General features: G+C 73.4%; 14 protein-coding genes. 4 read left to right on the forward strand and 10 right to left on the reverse strand.

Annotated features, from left to right (window positions below):
* Nucleotides 1–2: 2 nt before the first annotated feature.
* Both LZG04_RS15975 and LZG04_RS15980 read right to left on the reverse strand, forming a co-directional pair.
* Nucleotides 3–1,529 carry a long-chain fatty acid--CoA ligase gene (locus tag LZG04_RS15975; RefSeq protein WP_233817677.1) on the reverse strand — a complete coding sequence of 509 codons (1,527 nt, stop codon included), beginning with the start codon at nt 1,527–1,529 and terminating at the stop codon, nt 3–5.
* 138 nt (nt 1,530–1,667) lie between these two features.
* A complete protein-coding gene (locus tag LZG04_RS15980) occupies nt 1,668–2,765 on the reverse strand; it encodes a calcium:proton antiporter (RefSeq protein ID WP_233817679.1) in 1,098 nt (365 codons plus the stop codon).
* Between the two features lie 384 nt (nt 2,766–3,149).
* Between LZG04_RS15980 and LZG04_RS15985 the strand changes: the two genes are divergently transcribed.
* The 4 genes from LZG04_RS15985 (at nt 3,150) to LZG04_RS16000 (ending at nt 7,853) form a co-directional block, all read left to right on the forward strand.
* Nucleotides 3,150–3,461, forward strand: a complete 312-nt coding sequence (locus tag LZG04_RS15985; protein ID WP_233817681.1) for a hypothetical protein — start codon at nt 3,150–3,152, stop codon at nt 3,459–3,461.
* A gap of 712 nt (nt 3,462–4,173) precedes the next feature.
* A complete protein-coding gene (locus LZG04_RS15990) occupies nt 4,174–5,046 on the forward strand; it encodes an MEDS domain-containing protein (RefSeq protein WP_233817683.1) in 873 nt (290 codons plus the stop codon).
* Nucleotides 5,043–5,987 carry a sensor histidine kinase gene (locus LZG04_RS15995; RefSeq protein WP_233817685.1) on the forward strand — a complete coding sequence of 315 codons (945 nt, stop codon included), beginning with the start codon at nt 5,043–5,045 and terminating at the stop codon, nt 5,985–5,987. Before LZG04_RS15990 ends, LZG04_RS15995 begins: the two co-directional genes overlap by 4 nt.
* A 648-nt stretch (nt 5,988–6,635) precedes the next feature.
* Entirely contained in the window at nt 6,636–7,853 is a 1,218-nt protein-coding gene (locus tag LZG04_RS16000; protein ID WP_233817687.1) for a PP2C family protein-serine/threonine phosphatase, read from the forward strand.
* A gap of 70 nt (nt 7,854–7,923) precedes the next feature.
* On the opposite strand, the gene LZG04_RS16005 is transcribed toward LZG04_RS16000, so the two are convergent.
* From LZG04_RS16005 to LZG04_RS16040, 8 genes are read right to left on the reverse strand one after another with little or no spacing between them, the layout of a single operon-like run.
* Complete coding sequence (locus LZG04_RS16005) at nt 7,924–8,559, reverse strand: hypothetical protein (protein WP_233817689.1); 636 nt, start codon at nt 8,557–8,559, stop codon at nt 7,924–7,926.
* Nucleotides 8,559–9,146, reverse strand: a complete 588-nt coding sequence (locus tag LZG04_RS16010; protein ID WP_233817691.1) for an RNA polymerase sigma factor — start codon at nt 9,144–9,146, stop codon at nt 8,559–8,561. Before LZG04_RS16010 ends, LZG04_RS16005 begins: the two co-directional genes overlap by 1 nt.
* A gap of 48 nt (nt 9,147–9,194) precedes the next feature.
* Nucleotides 9,195–10,592, reverse strand: coding sequence for an alkaline phosphatase family protein (locus tag LZG04_RS16015; RefSeq protein WP_233817693.1), 1,398 nt, complete (start codon nt 10,590–10,592; stop codon nt 9,195–9,197).
* Between the two features lies 1 nt (nt 10,593).
* Nucleotides 10,594–11,700, reverse strand: a complete 1,107-nt coding sequence (gene eboE, locus LZG04_RS16020; protein WP_233817695.1) for a metabolite traffic protein EboE — start codon at nt 11,698–11,700, stop codon at nt 10,594–10,596.
* Nucleotides 11,697–12,548, reverse strand: coding sequence for a TatD family hydrolase (locus LZG04_RS16025; RefSeq protein ID WP_233817697.1), 852 nt, complete (start codon nt 12,546–12,548; stop codon nt 11,697–11,699). The genes eboE and LZG04_RS16025 overlap by 4 nt, the downstream gene beginning before the upstream one ends.
* Complete coding sequence (locus LZG04_RS16030) at nt 12,548–13,960, reverse strand: EboA domain-containing protein (protein WP_233817699.1); 1,413 nt, start codon at nt 13,958–13,960, stop codon at nt 12,548–12,550. Before LZG04_RS16030 ends, LZG04_RS16025 begins: the two co-directional genes overlap by 1 nt.
* Nucleotides 13,957–14,811 (reverse strand): SCO3242 family prenyltransferase, encoded by an 855-nt coding sequence (locus LZG04_RS16035; protein ID WP_233817701.1) that lies wholly within the window; start codon nt 14,809–14,811, stop codon nt 13,957–13,959. The genes LZG04_RS16030 and LZG04_RS16035 overlap by 4 nt, the downstream gene beginning before the upstream one ends.
* Nucleotides 14,808–15,965 (reverse strand): inositol-3-phosphate synthase, encoded by a 1,158-nt coding sequence (locus LZG04_RS16040; protein WP_233817703.1) that lies wholly within the window; start codon nt 15,963–15,965, stop codon nt 14,808–14,810. The genes LZG04_RS16035 and LZG04_RS16040 overlap by 4 nt, the downstream gene beginning before the upstream one ends.
* Nucleotides 15,966–15,994 lie beyond the last annotated feature (29 nt).

The raw sequence follows: 15,994 nt of genomic DNA on the forward strand, positions 1-15,994 counted from the left end.
GGTCAGCTCCCGCCGTAACGGGCGCGCACGAGCTTCTTCAGCAGCTTCCCGGTGGCGCTGTGGGGCAGTTCGTCCACGAACACCACGGATTTCGGGATCTTGTAACCGGCCAGCCGGTCGCGCAGGAACGCCAGGACGTCCGGCGCGCTGGGCTCCTCCGCACCGGGCTTCACGGTGACGACCGCCCGGCCCACCTCGCCCCACCGGGCGTCGGGGACGCCGATCACGGTGCACTCGGCGATCGCGGGGTGCTCGTGCAGGGCGCTCTCGACCTCGGCGGGGTAGATGTTCTCCCCGCCCGAGATGATCACGTCCTTGAGGCGGTCGACCACGGCGATGTAGCCGTCCTCGTCCGGTGTGGCGATGTCGCCGGAGTGGAACCAGTCGTCGGGGCCGAACGCCCGCTCGGTCTCCGCGGGGCACTGCCAGTACCCGCGCATGACCGTGGGACCGCTGATGACGATCTCGCCCTTCTCACCGGGCGCGACCTCGGTCAGGTCCGGTCCGACCACGCGCACGTCGGTGAAGAAGTGCGGCACGCCTGCGGTGCCCGCCTTGGCGCGGCTCATCTCCTTGGTCAGGTAGAGGGCGCCGGGCGAGGTCTCGGTCATGCCGTAGCCCTGGCTGAAGGACAGGCCGCGTCGCTGGTAGGTGCGGATGGTCGACTCCGGCACGGGCGCGCCGCCGCAGTTGACCTGCCGCAGGCTCGACAGGTCGGCGTGCTCCCAACGCGGGCTGGCGGCGATCGCGTTGTACATGGTGGGCACGCCGAACATGTAGGTGACGCGGTGGGCCTCGATCCGGTCGAGCACCTCGGCGGCGTCGAAGGCGGGCATGAGGACGACCGTGCCGCCCTTGATGAGGGTGGGCAGGCAGGTCATGTTCAGCCCGGCGGTGTGGAACAGCGGCGCGACGACCAGCGTCACCTCGTCGGCGGCCAGGTCGACGTCGACCAGCACGTTGACGGTGTTCCAGGTGATGTTGCCGTGGGTCAGCATCGCGCCCTTGGGCCGACCGGTCGTGCCCGAGGTGTACATGATCAGGCAGAGGTCGTCGAGGGTGACCGGCTCGTCGATCGGGTCGGTCGGGGAGGAGGCGATGACGGCCTCGTACGAGGTCTCGCCTTCGGCGGGCTCGTCGAGCGCGATGAGCCGCAACGGCCCGACCTCGCCGCGCAGCGCCTGGACGAGGGACGCCTGCTCCGGGGCGTGCACCAGCACGTCGCTGCCCGAGTCGGTCAGGACGTGCGCCACCTCCGCGGGCGCGAGCCGCGTGTTGAGCGGGACGAACACCGCGCCCAGCACGCCGGCGGCGAACAGCGTCTCCAGGAAGGCGGGGTGGTTGGGCCCGAGGTAGGCGACCCGGTCGCCGGGGCCCACACCCATCCCGCGCAGGCCGTGCGCCAGCCGGAGCACCCGTTCGTGCAGTTGCCGGTAGGTCCACCCGCGGTCCCCGTGGATCACCGCCACCTTCTCCGGCGTCTTGCGGACCCGACGGGCGGTCCACGAGCCGATGCCCTGGTTGCGCATGACGCCCCTTCAGTGCTCGAACCGACCTCGCTCGAAGTTAGGCTGGTTCGTGTCAGCCGTCAAGTTTTTGCCCAATGTCCAGGCGTGAAGGGGCGTCGAGGGCGCTGGAGGGACGGTCGGCGTTCGGCTACCCCGTGGTCACGGGTTGACGGCGAGGAACAGGAACGCGGCCAGCAGCACCAGGTGCACGCCGCCCTGCAGCCGGGTGGCACGTCCCGGCACGACGGTCAGCACGCTCACCACGACGGTGAGGAGCAGCAGCACCATCTGCGTCGACCCGAGGCCGAGCACGAGCGGGCCGTCCAGCCAGATGGTCGCGAGCGCGATCGTGGGGATGGTGAGGCCGATGCTCGCCATCGCGGAGCCGTAGCCGAGGTTGAGGCTGGTCTGGACGCGTTCGCGCAGGGCGGCCCGGGCGGCGGCGATGGTCTCCGGCAGCAGCACCAGCAACGCGATCACGACACCGACGAACGACGGCGGGAACCCGGCGGCGCGCACGCCCGCCTCGATCGCCGGCGACTCGACCTTCGCCAGGCCCACCACGGCGATCAGCGCGACGAGGAGCAGCACGAGGCTCGACAGGGTCGCGCGACCGGTCGGCACCGGGGCGTGCTCCTCGGACTCCACCACGCCGTCACCGGTGACCGGGAGGAAGAAGTCGCGGTGCCGGATGGTCTGGGTGAACACGAACATCCCGTACAGCGCGAGTGAGGCGAGCGCGGCGAACACGAGCTGCGCGGGGGAGAACTCGGGCCCCGGGTGGCTCGTGGTGAACGTCGGCAGCACGAGGCTCAGCGTCGCGAGGGTGGCCACCGTGGCGAGCGCGGCACCGCTGCCCTCGGGGTTGAACAGCGTGACGCCGTAGCGCAGGGCACCGAGCAGCAGCGAGATGCCGATGATGCCGTTGGTCGTGATCATGACCGCCGCGAACACGGTGTCCCGCGCCAGCGACGCCGTCTCGGGTCCGCCCGACACCATCAGCGTGACGATGAGCGCCACCTCGATCACGGTCACCGCGACCGCGAGCACCAACGAGCCGAACGGCTCCCCCACGCGCAGCGCCACGACCTCCGCGTGGTGCACCGCGGCGAGCACCGTGGTGGCGAGGACCACGGCCACGAGCGCGACCAGGAAGCCTCCGGGGTCGCGGCCCCACGTCGCGGCGAGCACCACAACGCCGAGCAGCGGCGCGATCGTCGTCCAGGACAGCAGCGGCGAGCGAGCGGTGGCGACCATGATCCTCACCTTCGCACATCACGCGGCACGTCGCCCATCAGCGGCAACGCATCTCACAGCGACCGCTTGGCGCACCCGACGGGCAAGCACGACGGCACCGACATCCCGGGGCCGAGGGTCGAGATCCGCGACCCGATGGTGCACACGCAAGCCCCGGTGCCGGCTCCCGTGGCGTGCCCGGAACGTGAAGGGGCCATCCGTCCGGTGAGACCTTCCGACGGGTGACGTGGCGGTGACGCCGACACCCGCTGTTCCGCCAATGTGGACGGTCCGACACTTTCGCGTGCACCTCGGCCTGCGCGGGTTCGTCGAGGCCGTCCGAGGAATCCCGCGCTGCGGGTCGGTGGACCCGACGCGACACCCGAAATCGATCAGGAGGACACCATGCGCTTCGCGCTCGTCACCGCCGTAGCGGCCGCCGCTCTGCTCGGCGGAACCGCGTCACCGGCCAACGCCGATCCGGACCACGTGACCCTGTACAGCGGGACGGAGACGGTCGACGTGCCCGTCCAGCCGTACCGGTGCGTGACGCTGGACAAGCCGGTCCGCACGCATCACGCCCGCAACTCCACCGACTACCCTGCGGGCCTCTACACCGGACCGGACTGCACGGGTCCATCGAGGTTCATCGACCCGCACAGCGCCGAGTTCCTGGACGGCGCGTGGGTGGGATCGGTCATCGTCGGATGGGGCTGATCGGGTAAGGACCGCGTGCGCGACGGCTCTCGCCCGTGGCGAGGGCCGTCGCGCGCCACCGGCCCGACAGCGCGGTACCTACTCCGCTGAGGAATCGTCCGGTTCGCCGCGGAAGCGTGGTCGCCCCGGTCCACGCAACCGTTGCACCGCCGGCGGCCCAGCAGTTCGTCGTACCGATCCCACCGGAGGGTTCAACGGTCAGGACTTGTCGGTCGGGGCCCGGATCCTGACCTCGCAATACATGCATACATCGCAATATGCATGTCGAGGGGTGCTCCTCGATGGGACACGACCGGGAACATCACCGTGCGCGCCGCACACCTGGAGGTGCCGTCCGACCTGCCGGGTTCGCTCGGCGTGCCTCGTCAACGGCCTGCTCACGCCGCTGTTCGGCCGGCGCCACTCGGACCCGGTGATCAGCCTGGTCGTCCTGCCCCGCGTGCGCCGGGGTGACCGGCCGAGATCCCCGGCGTCGTCGATCCGCACGACGTCCGGGTGTCAACGCCGACCCCGGCATGGTGGTCGCACCCCGGGGTCCGGCTCGTGGAGTCGCGGTGGATGATGCCCAGCCGTGACCCGGTACAGGTCACGGCCGCTGCGCAGGGGTGCGCTACCGTGGACGGGACGGCGGTGTTCAAACCAGCAGCATCCCGGATTCCGTCCCAGCGCCGGCCCCGCCGCCGCACGGGGAACGCCTGTCGAGGAGCCGTTGATGTTGCGTGATCCGGATGTGCTGGTCCGCGTGCGCAGGTCAGGCTTGGTGGACCGGACGTCCGGCCTGGGACCGCACGACCACGTGTGCTGGCGGTACACCGCCCCCGACGAGCTCCGCGAACGCGCCCGCGACTTCCTCGCCGACGGCCTCGCCCGCGGGCTCCAGGTCTGGTACGTCGCCCCCGGCGCGGCCGCCGACCTGGCCCGGGACCTGCGCGGGGTCGACGCGCTCGACACGGGGCTGCGGACCGGGGCCGCCCGGGTGGTGTCGCTGGACGCCACCTACCCGATGGGCGCGGTCGTCGAGCCCGACGCGCAGGTGCGCGCCTACGCCGAGGCCACCGAGGCCGCGATCGCGGCGGGGTTCGCCGGCCTGCGCGTGGCCGCCGACTGCACCCCGCTGGTGGGCACCCCGCGGCAACTGGCGGCGTTCGCCCGTTACGAGCACCGCATCGACCGCTACATGGCCGACCAGCCGTTCTCGGCGCTGTGCGCCTACTCCACCGCCGAGGTGGACGACGCGGCGTTCGCGCAGCTGGCCTGCATGCACCCCGGCGCCAACAGCGACCTGCCGGGGTTCCGGCTGCACGGCGCCGGCGGCCGGTCCACCGCCCTGGGCGGCGAGCTGGACCTCGGCAACGAGGAGCTGTTCGCGCTGGCGCTGGAGCGCGCGCAGCTGCGCCCGCACGACGGGCTGCTGGAACTCGACGCGACCGGCCTGGTCTTCCTCGACCACCGCGCTCTGACGCGGCTGTCCGAGCACGCCGCCGCCCTCGGCGCGACCGCGGTGCTGCGCACGTCGTGGCCCGGCGCGGCCAAGCTGGTGGACCTGCTCGACCTGACCAACATATACGTGGAGTGCGCCCCATGACGATCAACGACGTGGCGACTCCGGGCGACTTCGTCCACCCCGCTGTGTTCTACGGCTCCGACGAGCAGTACCTCGACCTGCTGGTGCCCTTCGTCACCGACGGCCTCGCCTTGGGCCACGCCGTGGCCGCCTCGGTGCCCAGCGCGCGGCTGCGGCTGCTGCGCGAGGCCCTGGGCGATGCCGCCGACGACGTGCTGCTGCTGGACATGGAGGCCGAGGGCCGCAACCCGGGCCGCATCATCCCCGGGGTGCTGCGCCACTTCGCCGACGCCCACCGGCACACCCACGTGCGCATCATCGGCGAACCGATCTGGCCCAGCCGCACCGACACCGAGTACCCCGCCTGCGTCCAGCACGAGGCGCTGATCAACCACGCCTTCGCGGGCCGCGACGTCACCATCGCCTGCCCCTACGACACCGCGGCGCTCACCGACCGCGCCCTGGCCGACGCGCTGGCCACCCACCCGCTGGTGTGGGACGCCACCCGGCGGTTCGACAGCGACCGCTACGCACCCGACGCGGTCGTCGAGCGCTACAACCTCCCCGTCACCCCCGCCGCGGACGGTTGCGTGCTGCCGGTCGCCACGACCGCCGAGATCCGCGACGCCCGCCGGCTCGCCACCGCCGAGGCGCACCGCCACGGCCTGTCCGCCGAGCGCACCGCGAACCTCGCGCTCATCGCCACCGAACTGGTCACCAACAGCCTCCGGCACACCGACGGCGGCTGTCGCCTGACCCTGTGGCGTGACGCCGACCACGTCGTCTGCACCGTCGAGGACACCGGCCGGCTGACCGACCCGCTGGCCGGGCGCCACCCGGCGAGCCCCGACCAGTATGGGGGTCGCGGCCTGTTGATGGTCAACGCCCTCGCCGACCTGGTCCGCCTGCACACCACCCCGCACGGCACCGCCGTGCACGCCTTCATGCGCCTCGCCCCGTAGCCCGACGGATCTCCGTCGCCCCCCGCGCACCGGAGGCGGCACCAACGCGAACGCCGCACTACCACCTGCACCTCCGTGCCGGAACTCGCAGGCACGTCGAAAACCAACGGATCGAGAAGGTCATCAGGCATGGCGAGGGATGCGGATCCGCTCCGGGAGGTCCCCGGCCGCGTCCGGGGCGGGCGGTGGGTGCCGCCGGACCCGAACGGCGCAGGTCAGGCAGCGCGCGGGTGGTCGTCGTCGCACCGCTGGAAATCGGATGGTTGGGTTCGCGGGGATCGGGGTAACCGACCGATCACCGTCAGCGCGCGTTGTCTGCACGGTAGGACCAATCCCCCGGGGGCGGTCCGGGCCGGACCGGCCGGAATGTTGATCGCACAGCACCCGCCCCGGTCCGGCCTTGTCCTGCCTCCACCACCGCTTCCGGCCGCCGCACGGGGTGGCCGACCGTCGCTGGTGGCATCGGACGTGATCGGGTACGCAGGGGCGCGGGGTTCGGCACGGGGTCCAGGCCGGTCGGGTGTGGACTGCGGGGTGTTCGGCGCACCGGGTGGAGGTAGACTGGCTCGTTCGGCACCCAGCTTGCAGGGCATCCGTCACGCGGTCGGGCTGTTCGGTCGTGCACAGGGTCGGGACGGGGGTTGACGGATGGATGAGCCGCAGAGCGCGCGGATGCGGCTGCGCGCGTTGGAAGCCGTGACCGACAGCTCCCTGCGCGAACTCGACGTGGACAAGCTGTTCGAGGTGCTGCTGTGGCAGGTGCGCGACCTGTTCGAGGTCGACACGGCCACCGTCCTGCTGACCGACGTCACCGGCGAGCAGTTGGTGCCCACGGCGACCTGCGGCCTGGAGGAGGAGGTCTTCCAGGGCGTGCGGATCCCGGTGGGCGCGGGCTTCGCCGGCCAGGTGGCCCAGCGGCGGACCCCGGTGCAGATCAACCGGGTGGACGAGTCGACGGTGGTCAACCCGCTGCTGTGGCAACGGGGCCTGCACTCGTTGCTCGGGGTGCCGATGATCGCGCAGGGCGACCTGACCGGTGTGCTGCACATCGGCAGCATCGTGACCCGCCGGTTCAGCGACGAGGACATCGCCCTGTTGCAGCTGTTCGCGGACCGGCTCGCCATGGCGGCGCACGTGGACCGGTCGCACTCCCTGCGCGCGGCGGCCTCCGTCCTGCAGGACAGCCTGCTGCCGGGGCTGCTCCCCGCCACCGAGGAGTGGGGGATGGCCGGCCGTTACGTGCCCGGCACGGACAGCGGGGTCGGCGGCGACTGGTACGACGTGTTCCACCTGCCCGGCGGGCGCATCGGCCTGGTGATCGGCGACGTGGTCGGCAACGGCCTGTCCGCGGCGATCGTCATGGGGCGTCTGCGCAGCGCGTTGCGCGCCTACGCCCTCGAGTTCATCGACCCCGCCGAGGTGCTGGGCAAGCTGGACCGCAAGGCCAGCCACTTCGAGAACCACCACATGGCCACGGTCGCGTACACGGTCATCGACACGGCGAACGGCCGGATGGACCTCGCCCTGGCCGGTCACCTGCCTCCGGTCCTGGCCGTGCCCGGGCAGCCGAGCGCCTTCGTGGACGCCCCGGTGGGGCCGCCCATCGGCTACAACCTGGCCGTCACCGGGCGTCAGGGCATCAGCGTCGACATGCCGGCCGGCGCGCTGGTCGCCCTCTACACCGACGGCCTGGTGGAGCGTCGCGGCCTCGACCTGGACGAACGCCTGGAGATGCTGCGCGACGCCGTGGCGGCGGTGCCGGCCGAGGCGGCGTGCGTCCGGATCATGGCGGCCCTGGTCGGCGACCAACCCAGCCCCGACGACGTCGCCCTGCTCACGATCCGCCACAACCCCGTGTCCGGTTGACCCGGTGACGCCCCGGGCAGCGACGAGTCGCTGCCCGGGGCGTCGCCGGCGGGGCCGGTCGCCGGTGAGGTCAGTTGCCGCCCACCTCGACGGTGCCCGCGGCGGGCTCACCGGACGGGGACTCCTGCCGCTGGTCCAGCGAGCCGCCGGCGGGCAGCGTCGGCGCGCTCACGCACTCCGGCGCGTCGCCCTTGATCAACGCGGCGGCGAGGGTGACGCTCGTGGTCGACTGGGAAGCCGCCAACACCAGCGTGTCGCCCTCGGGGATGGCGTCGGGGTCGAACTTCAGCGCGCCGGTGCCGCCCCCGCCCGTGACTTCCATCGCCGACACCCCGCTGCCCCGGCTGTCGGTGTCCACCGGCAGGCTGCTCATGCCGGTGCACCCGGCGCGCATCGGCACCGCGACCGCGCGCACGCCCAGCCTGCGCAGTTCCTCGTTCGCGCCGGTCACGCCGGTGAGGTCGGTGATCGACACGGTCACCGCGCCGTCGGCTCCCGTGGTGACCGCGTAGGCGGCGGGTGCGCCGCCGGTGACCACCGTGCCGGTCAGCGCGATCACGCCGGCCGCGCCCAGCACGGTGCCGCCGATGCCGAGCGTGCGCCCCACCCCGCGCCGACGGGTCGCCGTGCGGACCGGCACGTCGTCCAGTGCCGACCCGTGCTCGCGCATCAGGTCGTCGAAGAGCTGATCCTCGAACTTGGCCATCATCGTCGTTCCCCTGTCGTCTTCCGGAGTTTCGCCCGGGCCCGGAACAACCGGACGCGCACCGCGCCCGCCGAGACGCCCAGCGCCTCGGCGGCTTCCTTCGGGCTCAGGCCGTCGAGGTCCACCAGCTCGACGACCTCGCGGTCGAGCCGGGGCAGCCGGGCCAGCCTGGCCAGCAGCGCCGCCCCGGGCCGCTGCGCGTCGATCCGGTCGACCAGGTCGTCCACCGCGTCGGCGTCGAGGACCCGCTGCCCGGCGATGCGCCGCACGCCGTGGCTGCGCTGGGTGTGCGCCTCGCAGTGCGCGGCGAACACCCGGCTCGCGATGCCGATCAACCAGGCCCGGGGGCTGCCCCGGACCGGGTCGAAGGTGGCGAACGACGTGATCGCCCGGACGAAGGTGTCCGCGGTCAGGTCGGCCACCGTCTGCGGGTCACCGCTGCGCCGCGCGAAGTAGGCCGTGACCAGGCCGACGTGGGCCCGGTAGACCTTCTCGAACTCGGCCGCCGCGCCCGCTCGTTTCCGGGGTGGGGGGTGCCGGAGCGGCTCCACCTGGTCCGCCACCGCGTCTGCCACTGTCTCGCTCACACCAGGAGGTTGCGCGGATCCGGCGATCCCGTTACACGGCAGGTCGGCTCAGCGGGCGGGTGTCGCGATCCCTTGCAGGGTGAGCAGGAGGTCGCGGACGTCGGTCGCGGCGATCCGGCCCGTCTTCTCCACGGTGTCCGGCACGACAGGGCTGGAGCACAACAGCACCGGGCCGTCCGCGGCACGGTCCGGGAGCCGGCCGTGGCTGCCGCGCACGCAGGTCGGGTCGAGGGGCACGACGTTCATCGCGTAACGCAGCCCCAGCTTCTTGCGGGCCAGGTTCAGGCCGGCCTTGGCCTTGGCCAGCCGGTCGGCCGGGTCGAAGAACAGCTCGGCCGGGTCGTAGCCGGGTTTGCGGTGGATGTCCACGCCTCGGGCGAAGTCCGGGGCGCGGTCGTCGTCGGTCCAGTAGTAGTAGGTGAACCAGGCGTCCGGCTCGGCCACGACGACCAGTTCGCCGGAGCGCTCGTGGTCGAGGTGGACGGCCGCTTGTGCTTCCCGGTCGAGCACCGCGTCCACGCCGGGCAGGTCGGCCAGGACCGCCCGCGCGCGGGGCACGTCGGCCGGGTCGGCGACGTAGACGTGGGCGAGCTGGTGGTCGGCCACGGCGAAGGCGCGCGAGGTCCACGGGTCCAGCAGCTCCATGCCGGCCTGGGTGTAGACCTCCAGCAGCCCGGCCCGGCGCAGCGCGCGGTTGACGTCCACCGGCCGGCGCGCCTCCGTGATGCCGTACTCCGACAGCGCCACGACGGTCGCGCCGGCCGCGTCCGCGTCGGCCAGGAGCGGGGCGAGGGCGGCGTCCACCTCGGCTGCCGCCCGAGCCGCCTCCGGACCGGACGGGCCGAACCGCTGGAGGTCGTAGTCGAGGTGGGGCACGTAGACGAGCAGCAGGTCGGGCCGCTCGGAGGCGAGCACGCGGCGGGCCGCGCCCACGATCCACTCGCTGGACTTCAGGGCCGCGGTCGGTCCCCAGTACTGGAACAGCGGGAAGTCGCCGAGCTCGCCGACCAGCTCGTCGTGCAGCGCGGGCGGGCGCACGTAGGCGTCGGGCGACTTGCGGCCGTCGGCGTGGTAGATCGGGCGCGGCGTCACGGTGATGTCGGTCGAGGCGCCCATGGCGTACCACCAGCAGATGTTCGCGGCGCGGTAGCCGGGGTGCGCGCGGCGGGCGGTCTCCCACAGCTTCTCCCCCTGCACGAGCCGGTTGTGCTGGCGCCACAGGTGGACCTCGCCGAGGTCGCGGAAGTACCAGCCGTTGCCGACGATGCCGTGCTGGGCCGGGGTGAGCCCGGTCAGCAGCGTGGACTGGGCGCTGCACGTCACGGCGGGCAGCACGGTGCCCAGCTCGGCCTGCCAGCCCCGGCGACCGAGCCGGGCGAGGTTCGGCATGTGCGGCAGCAGGGCGGGTGTCAGGCCGACCACGTCGATGACCACCAGGGGGTTCATGTCACGCTCCGTTCGCGAGGTGGTCGGTCGCCCAGCGCAGTTCGGCGGCGATGCCCGAGGCCAGGTCGGGGCCCGCGCCGGGCAGGACGGTCCAGGTGTAGGTCTCGACCTCGACGTGCGGCATCGCGCCCGCGCCCGCCCGGACCGCCTCGACCGCCGTCAGCAGCACGTCGGTGGTGGAGGTGAGCGGGGCGGCGGGGCGGGCGTGCAGCGGCACGTGGAAGTGCACCCGCCACGGGTGCGTGGCGGGCAGGTCGTCGAGCGCCTCGGGCAGGTCGTCGGCCGCGAGCACGCCCTCGGGCGCGTTCTCGCGGACCTGGTGCAGGTAGCGGGGCTCGACGAACGCGGCGATGGCCTCGCGGCCCTCGTCCGTGCCCGGTTCGGCGACCTCCAGGGCGGCCGACGCCTGCACCTTGACCACGGACAGCCCGCTGCGGTGGATCGCCGCGACCGCCTCCGCCGGGTCGGCGAACGACACGGCGAGGTGGCAGGTGTCGAGGCAGAGGCCGACGTGGTCGTGGTCGACGCGGCCGGCCAGCCAGTCGACCGCGTCGGCGACGGTGTCGAGCACGCACCCCGGCTCCGGTTCGACGGCGAGCCTGATCGGCCGACCGTGCCGTGCGGCCTGCGCGCGCAGGAACCGGGTCAGCTCGTCGAACGAGTCCCGCGCCCCCGCGTCGTCGTCGCTCGTCCACGGCTCGCGCCAGGCCAGCGGCAACGTCGAGATGCTGCCGTAGGACGCGGAGTCGGGCAGCAGGTCGGCCAAGGCGGTGGCGCACGCGATCGTGTACGACAGGCGTCGCGGGTCGGTCCAAGTCGGGTGGTAGACGGAGTGCTTGACCACCTCGTGGTGGAACCCGCCGTACGGGAACGCGTTGAGGGTGCTCACCTCCAGTCCCCTGGCCCGCAGCTCGCCCGCCAGCCGGAGTCGGGCCGCCGGGTCCTCGGCGAGGCCGCGGGCGACCGGTTCGGCGAGCCACAGGCCGAGCGCGAGCACGTCCGCGCCCAGCTCCTCGCGCACCGGGACGGCGTAGCGGTCCAGCTGCGCGACCACCCCGGCCAGGTCTTCGGCCGGGTGGACGTTGGTGCAGTAGGCGATGGGCGTCACGGGCGCTCGCCCCGCAGCACGGAGTTGCCGGCGAAGGTCTCCCCCGGCGTGACGTCGTCGAGCACGAGCCGTCCGCTCTGGCCGTAGAAGTCGAGCGGGTTGCGCCACAGCACCTGGTCCACGGCGGCCTCGTCGAACCCGGCCGCGAGCATGGCCAGGCCGGTCTTGTGCGTCTTGAGCGGGTCGGACCGGCCCCAGTCGGCGGCGGAGTTCACCAGCACCCGGTCGGTGCCGTACTCGCGCAGGATGGCGACCATGCGCTCTTCGTCCATCTTGGTGTCCGGGTAGATGGAGAAGCCCATCCAGCACCCGGAGTCGGCCACGGCGCGGACCGTCGTCTCGTTCAGGTGGTCCACGAGCACGCGTTCGGCCGGGAGTCCGGACTCGCGGACGAGGTCGAGCGTGCGCGCGGTGCCGGCGGCCTTGTCCCGGTGGGGCGTGTGCACCAGGGCGGGCAGCTCGTGGCGGATGGCGAGTTCCAACTGGCGCGCGAACGCCTCGTCCTCCTCCGGGGTCATCGAGTCGTAGCCGACCTCGCCGACCGCGACCACGCCGTCCTTCTCGAGGTAGCGGGGCAGCACGTCCAGCACGGGCGCGCAGCGCGGGTCATTGGCCTCCTTGGGGTTGAGCGCGAGGGCGCAGTGGTGCCGGATGCCGAACTGCGCGGCCCGGAACCTCTCCCAGCCGATCAGCGAGTCGAAGTAGTCGGTGAACGACCCGACGTTCGTGCGCGGCTGGCCCAGCCAGAACGCGGGCTCGACCACCGCCCGCACGCCGGCGGCGTGCATCGCCTCGTAGTCGTCGGTGGTGCGGGAGGTCATGTGGATGTGCGGGTCGAAGATGCGCATCAGTCTTGGCTCCTCAGCAGGTAGAGCGCGTCGTCGGGCACCGTCCGCCCGGCGGCCCGGCGTTCCTCGGCGAACGCGGCGACCATGCGCTCCAGTTCGGCGTCCGCGCGCCGGTCGAGCCCGGCCACGGCGGCGAGGGGAATGCCGAGGAACAGGCACTTGAGCACGCCGTGCCGCCACGTGTGCGCGTCGAGGTGGGTCGCGGCGAACGGCCCGAGTGCCGCCGCGACCAGCCGGGTGTCGTTGCTGCGCAACGCGTCCTTGACCAGGTCGACGCCGGCCTCGGGTACCTCGTCGCCCACGGAGGCGAGCGCGCGCAGGACACCGCGCCGTTCGGCGTCGTCGCCGTGGCGGTACAGGTCGGTCAGCTCGGCGGCCAGCTCCTCCGGCCCGGTGACCGCGGCCAGGGCCGCCAGCAGCCTGGTGCGGGCCCGGTCGTCCACGGTTCCGCGCACGACACCGTGCGGGTCGGAGTCGGGGCTCACCGGAGTGCGGCCGACCTTCCGGCCGACCGCGGGGAAGAGCGTGCGGACGGTCGTCGGGTCCGACCGCACCGAGCGCACGGCGTCGGCCAGCCACGGGTGCGGTAGCGCGGCTCGCAGCGCGCTCAGGGCCCGGCGTGCCACCTCGGGTGCGGCGTGGCTGTGCCGGGGCAGTTCGACGGCGGCCAGCCCGGTGTAGCCGATCTCCTCCAGCGCGGCGAGGGTGGCGGGCAGGTCCAGCGAGCCCTCGCCGAACTCCAGGTGCTCGTGCACGCCGGGCAGCATGTCGTCCAGTTGCACGTTGAGCAGCAGGTCGCCCGCGCGGCGGACGCAGTCGGCGGCGTCACGCGGTTCGACCGCGACGCAATGGCCCACGTCCAGGGTGATGCCGAGCAGGGCGGGCGAGCCGAGTTCCTCGCGCAGTCGCAGCGCTTGGTCGAGGCGTTCCACCAGCATGCCGGGCTCGGGCTCCAGCGCGAGCGGCACGCCGTGCCGGGCCGCGCCGTCCAGCACCGCGGTGACACCGGCCTTCATCCGCTGCCACGCCTCGTCGTCGTCCACGCCGGCGGGCACGATGCCGGACCAGAACGAGACGCAGTCCGCGCCGAGGTCGGCCGCGATCTCCAGCGCCCGGAGCAGGAAGTCCACCCGGACGTGCTGCTCGTCGCTGACCATGGTCGGGTGGTGCTTGCGCCGCCGGTCGAGCAGGAACCGCGCCCCGGTCTCCACCACGACGCCCAGGCCCAGGCTGTCCAGCCGGGCGGCCACCTTCTTGACCTGCCGGCCGACATCGGGTGCGAACGGGTCGAGGTGGTGGTGGTCGAGCGTGAGCGCCACCCCGGTGTAGCCGAGGTCGGCGATCACCGAGAGCGCGTCGTCCAACCGGTGGTTGGCGAACCCGTTCGTGCCGTAGCCGAGGTAGAACGTCATGTGGGGCCTACTTTCCGGCTCAACGCGCGGGCGAGGGGCAGGACGAGCGCGAGCGCCGCGGCGGCGCGCGGCGAACCGCCCCTGGCCGCGAGGGCGCACTGCAACGGCACCATGCCGTGGATACCGGTCTTCGTGGCGGAGCGGACCGCGGTCGCGCCGGGGTCGCGCACGGCGGCCAGTTGGGCGCGGCCGACCGTGGCGGCGTACGCGGCGGCGCCGACGACCGCGCCCAACCGGTCCCGCCAGGTCCGGCCCGGTCGGGCGAGGACGGCCGCGGTGGTCGCCGCGGTGCCGCCGAGCACCGCCTTGGCCGTGCCCGCCGCCGCGCCGTGCACCTCGCCGCAGGACAACACCGTGACGCCGAGGGTGTGACCGGCCATGACGGCGGCCGCGGGCAGCGCGCTCGCCGCCCGTTCCCGGCCCGCGCCCAACAGCACGTCCAGCCCTCGGCACGCGGCCATCGCCAGCGGTCCGGCGGCGGTGTCCTTCAGGACCGTGTCGTAGGACCACACCGCCGCCGCCAACGGCACCGCGACCGCCAGCGAGTCACGGCCGCCCGCCCACGCGGCCAACCCCAATCCGGCCGCGCTGAGCGCGGTGGCGGTGGTGAGCGCGGCACGTGGGCTGATCCGGCCGGAGGGGATGGGCCGCTCGGGGCGTTCGGTCGCGTCCAGCGCGCGGTCCGCCCAGTCGTTGAGCGCCATCCCGGACCAGTACAACGCCACCGACGACAGCGGCAGCAGCAAGCGCCTGCCGCGCAACGGCGCACCGGACGCCGCCGCACCGGCCAGGGTGTCCCCGAGCACGGTCAGCGCGGCCGGCGCCCGGACCAGCTCCGCGTAGGCCCTCACGCCAACTCCCCCGCCCACCGGTACAGCTCGCGGGTCTGCTCGGCGAACCGGTGCTCGTCGCTGCCCAGCGGGTCCTTGAAGAAGAAGCCGAGCGCCCCCAACGCGCCCACCCGGCCGGCCGCGTGGGCCGCCGCGACCAGCCGGGTCAGGTCCAGCACGAGCGGCGCGGCCAGTGCGGAGTCGAGCCCCGTCCAGGTCAGTTGCAGGGACATGCGCGCGCCGAGGAACCCCTCGAACGACACGTGGTCCCACGCCGTCTTCTGCTCACCGAGGTCGGGCACGTTGTCGATGTGCAGCGGTGCGGTGACGCCCTCGCCCAGCAACACGGCCAGCCCGCGGGCCTTGGACTCCAGCTTGCTGCCGGCGTGCGCCGGGTCCTCCAGCGTCGCGCCGTCACCGCCGCCGAGCAGGTTGGTGCCCGACCAGGACCGCACCCGCAGCGCCCGCGCGGTGAACATCGGCGCGAGCACGGTCCTGAGCAGCGTCTCCCCCGTCTTGCCGTCACGTCCCGCGTACGGCAGGTGTTCGCGGCGGGCCAGCTCGTCCAACGCGGGCAACGCCACGCCGGTCGACGGGGTGAAGTCCACGAACGGGCACCCGGCCGTGAGCGCCGCGTACGCGGCCACCGAACTGGGCGGCAGCACCGACCGCGCCGGGTCGGCCAGGGCCTGCTCCAACGCGGCCAGGTCGCCGTGCTCCGGCGCGACCGGCACCGGCGGCTCGGTCGAGGACACGTTGACCACGACCACGCGGGCCAGGCCGTGCCGCTCGCGGAAGTCGGTGATGTCGGCGGCGAGCCGGCGGGCCGCCTCCGCCTGGCTGCCCCGGTGGGTCACGGGGTGGTAGCCGGGGCGGATCTCGGCGTCGGCCGCGTTCAGGCCGTCCGCGACGGCGGCGAGCAGCCGGTGGGGCAGCACGCCGCCGGCGACGAGCTGCTCGGCGCGCTTGAGCAGCGGTGTGTCGACCACGTCGTGCCCGCCGACGACCAGGTGGTGCCAGCCCGGCATGGGCACACCGGCCAGCTCCGGTCGTTCGGTGACGCACCCGGTCGGCGGCGCCAGGCCCGCCCGCAACGCCAGCAGCCCGCTCGTCGCCGTCGTCGCGACCGATCCGCGTGCCCCCATCAGCCACAGCCCGGTGGGTTCGTCCGTCATTGGCCACCCTCCTCCGCCCGCTCACTCAC

Source organism: Saccharothrix sp. S26, assembly GCF_021390395.1.
Lineage (GTDB): Bacteria > Actinomycetota > Actinomycetes > Mycobacteriales > Pseudonocardiaceae > Actinosynnema.

Excerpts from the sequence above, each read along its gene's own strand:
- LZG04_RS15975 (WP_233817677.1), bottom strand. The coding sequence starts at position 1,529 with ATGCGCAACCAGGGCATCGGCTCGTGGACCGCCCGTCGGGTCCGCAAG.
- LZG04_RS15980 (WP_233817679.1), bottom strand. The coding sequence starts at position 2,765 with ATGGTCGCCACCGCTCGCTCGCCGCTGCTGTCCTGGACGACGATCGCG.
- LZG04_RS15985 (WP_233817681.1), top strand. The coding sequence starts at position 3,150 with ATGCGCTTCGCGCTCGTCACCGCCGTAGCGGCCGCCGCTCTGCTCGGC.
- LZG04_RS15990 (WP_233817683.1), top strand. The coding sequence starts at position 4,174 with ATGTTGCGTGATCCGGATGTGCTGGTCCGCGTGCGCAGGTCAGGCTTG.
- LZG04_RS15995 (WP_233817685.1), top strand. The coding sequence starts at position 5,043 with ATGACGATCAACGACGTGGCGACTCCGGGCGACTTCGTCCACCCCGCT.
- LZG04_RS16000 (WP_233817687.1), top strand. The coding sequence starts at position 6,636 with ATGGATGAGCCGCAGAGCGCGCGGATGCGGCTGCGCGCGTTGGAAGCC.
- LZG04_RS16005 (WP_233817689.1), bottom strand. The coding sequence starts at position 8,559 with ATGGCCAAGTTCGAGGATCAGCTCTTCGACGACCTGATGCGCGAGCAC.
- LZG04_RS16015 (WP_233817693.1), bottom strand. The coding sequence starts at position 10,592 with ATGAACCCCCTGGTGGTCATCGACGTGGTCGGCCTGACACCCGCCCTG.
- LZG04_RS16025 (WP_233817697.1), bottom strand. The coding sequence starts at position 12,548 with ATGCGCATCTTCGACCCGCACATCCACATGACCTCCCGCACCACCGAC.
- LZG04_RS16030 (WP_233817699.1), bottom strand. The coding sequence starts at position 13,960 with ATGACGTTCTACCTCGGCTACGGCACGAACGGGTTCGCCAACCACCGG.
- LZG04_RS16040 (WP_233817703.1), bottom strand. The coding sequence starts at position 15,965 with ATGACGGACGAACCCACCGGGCTGTGGCTGATGGGGGCACGCGGATCG.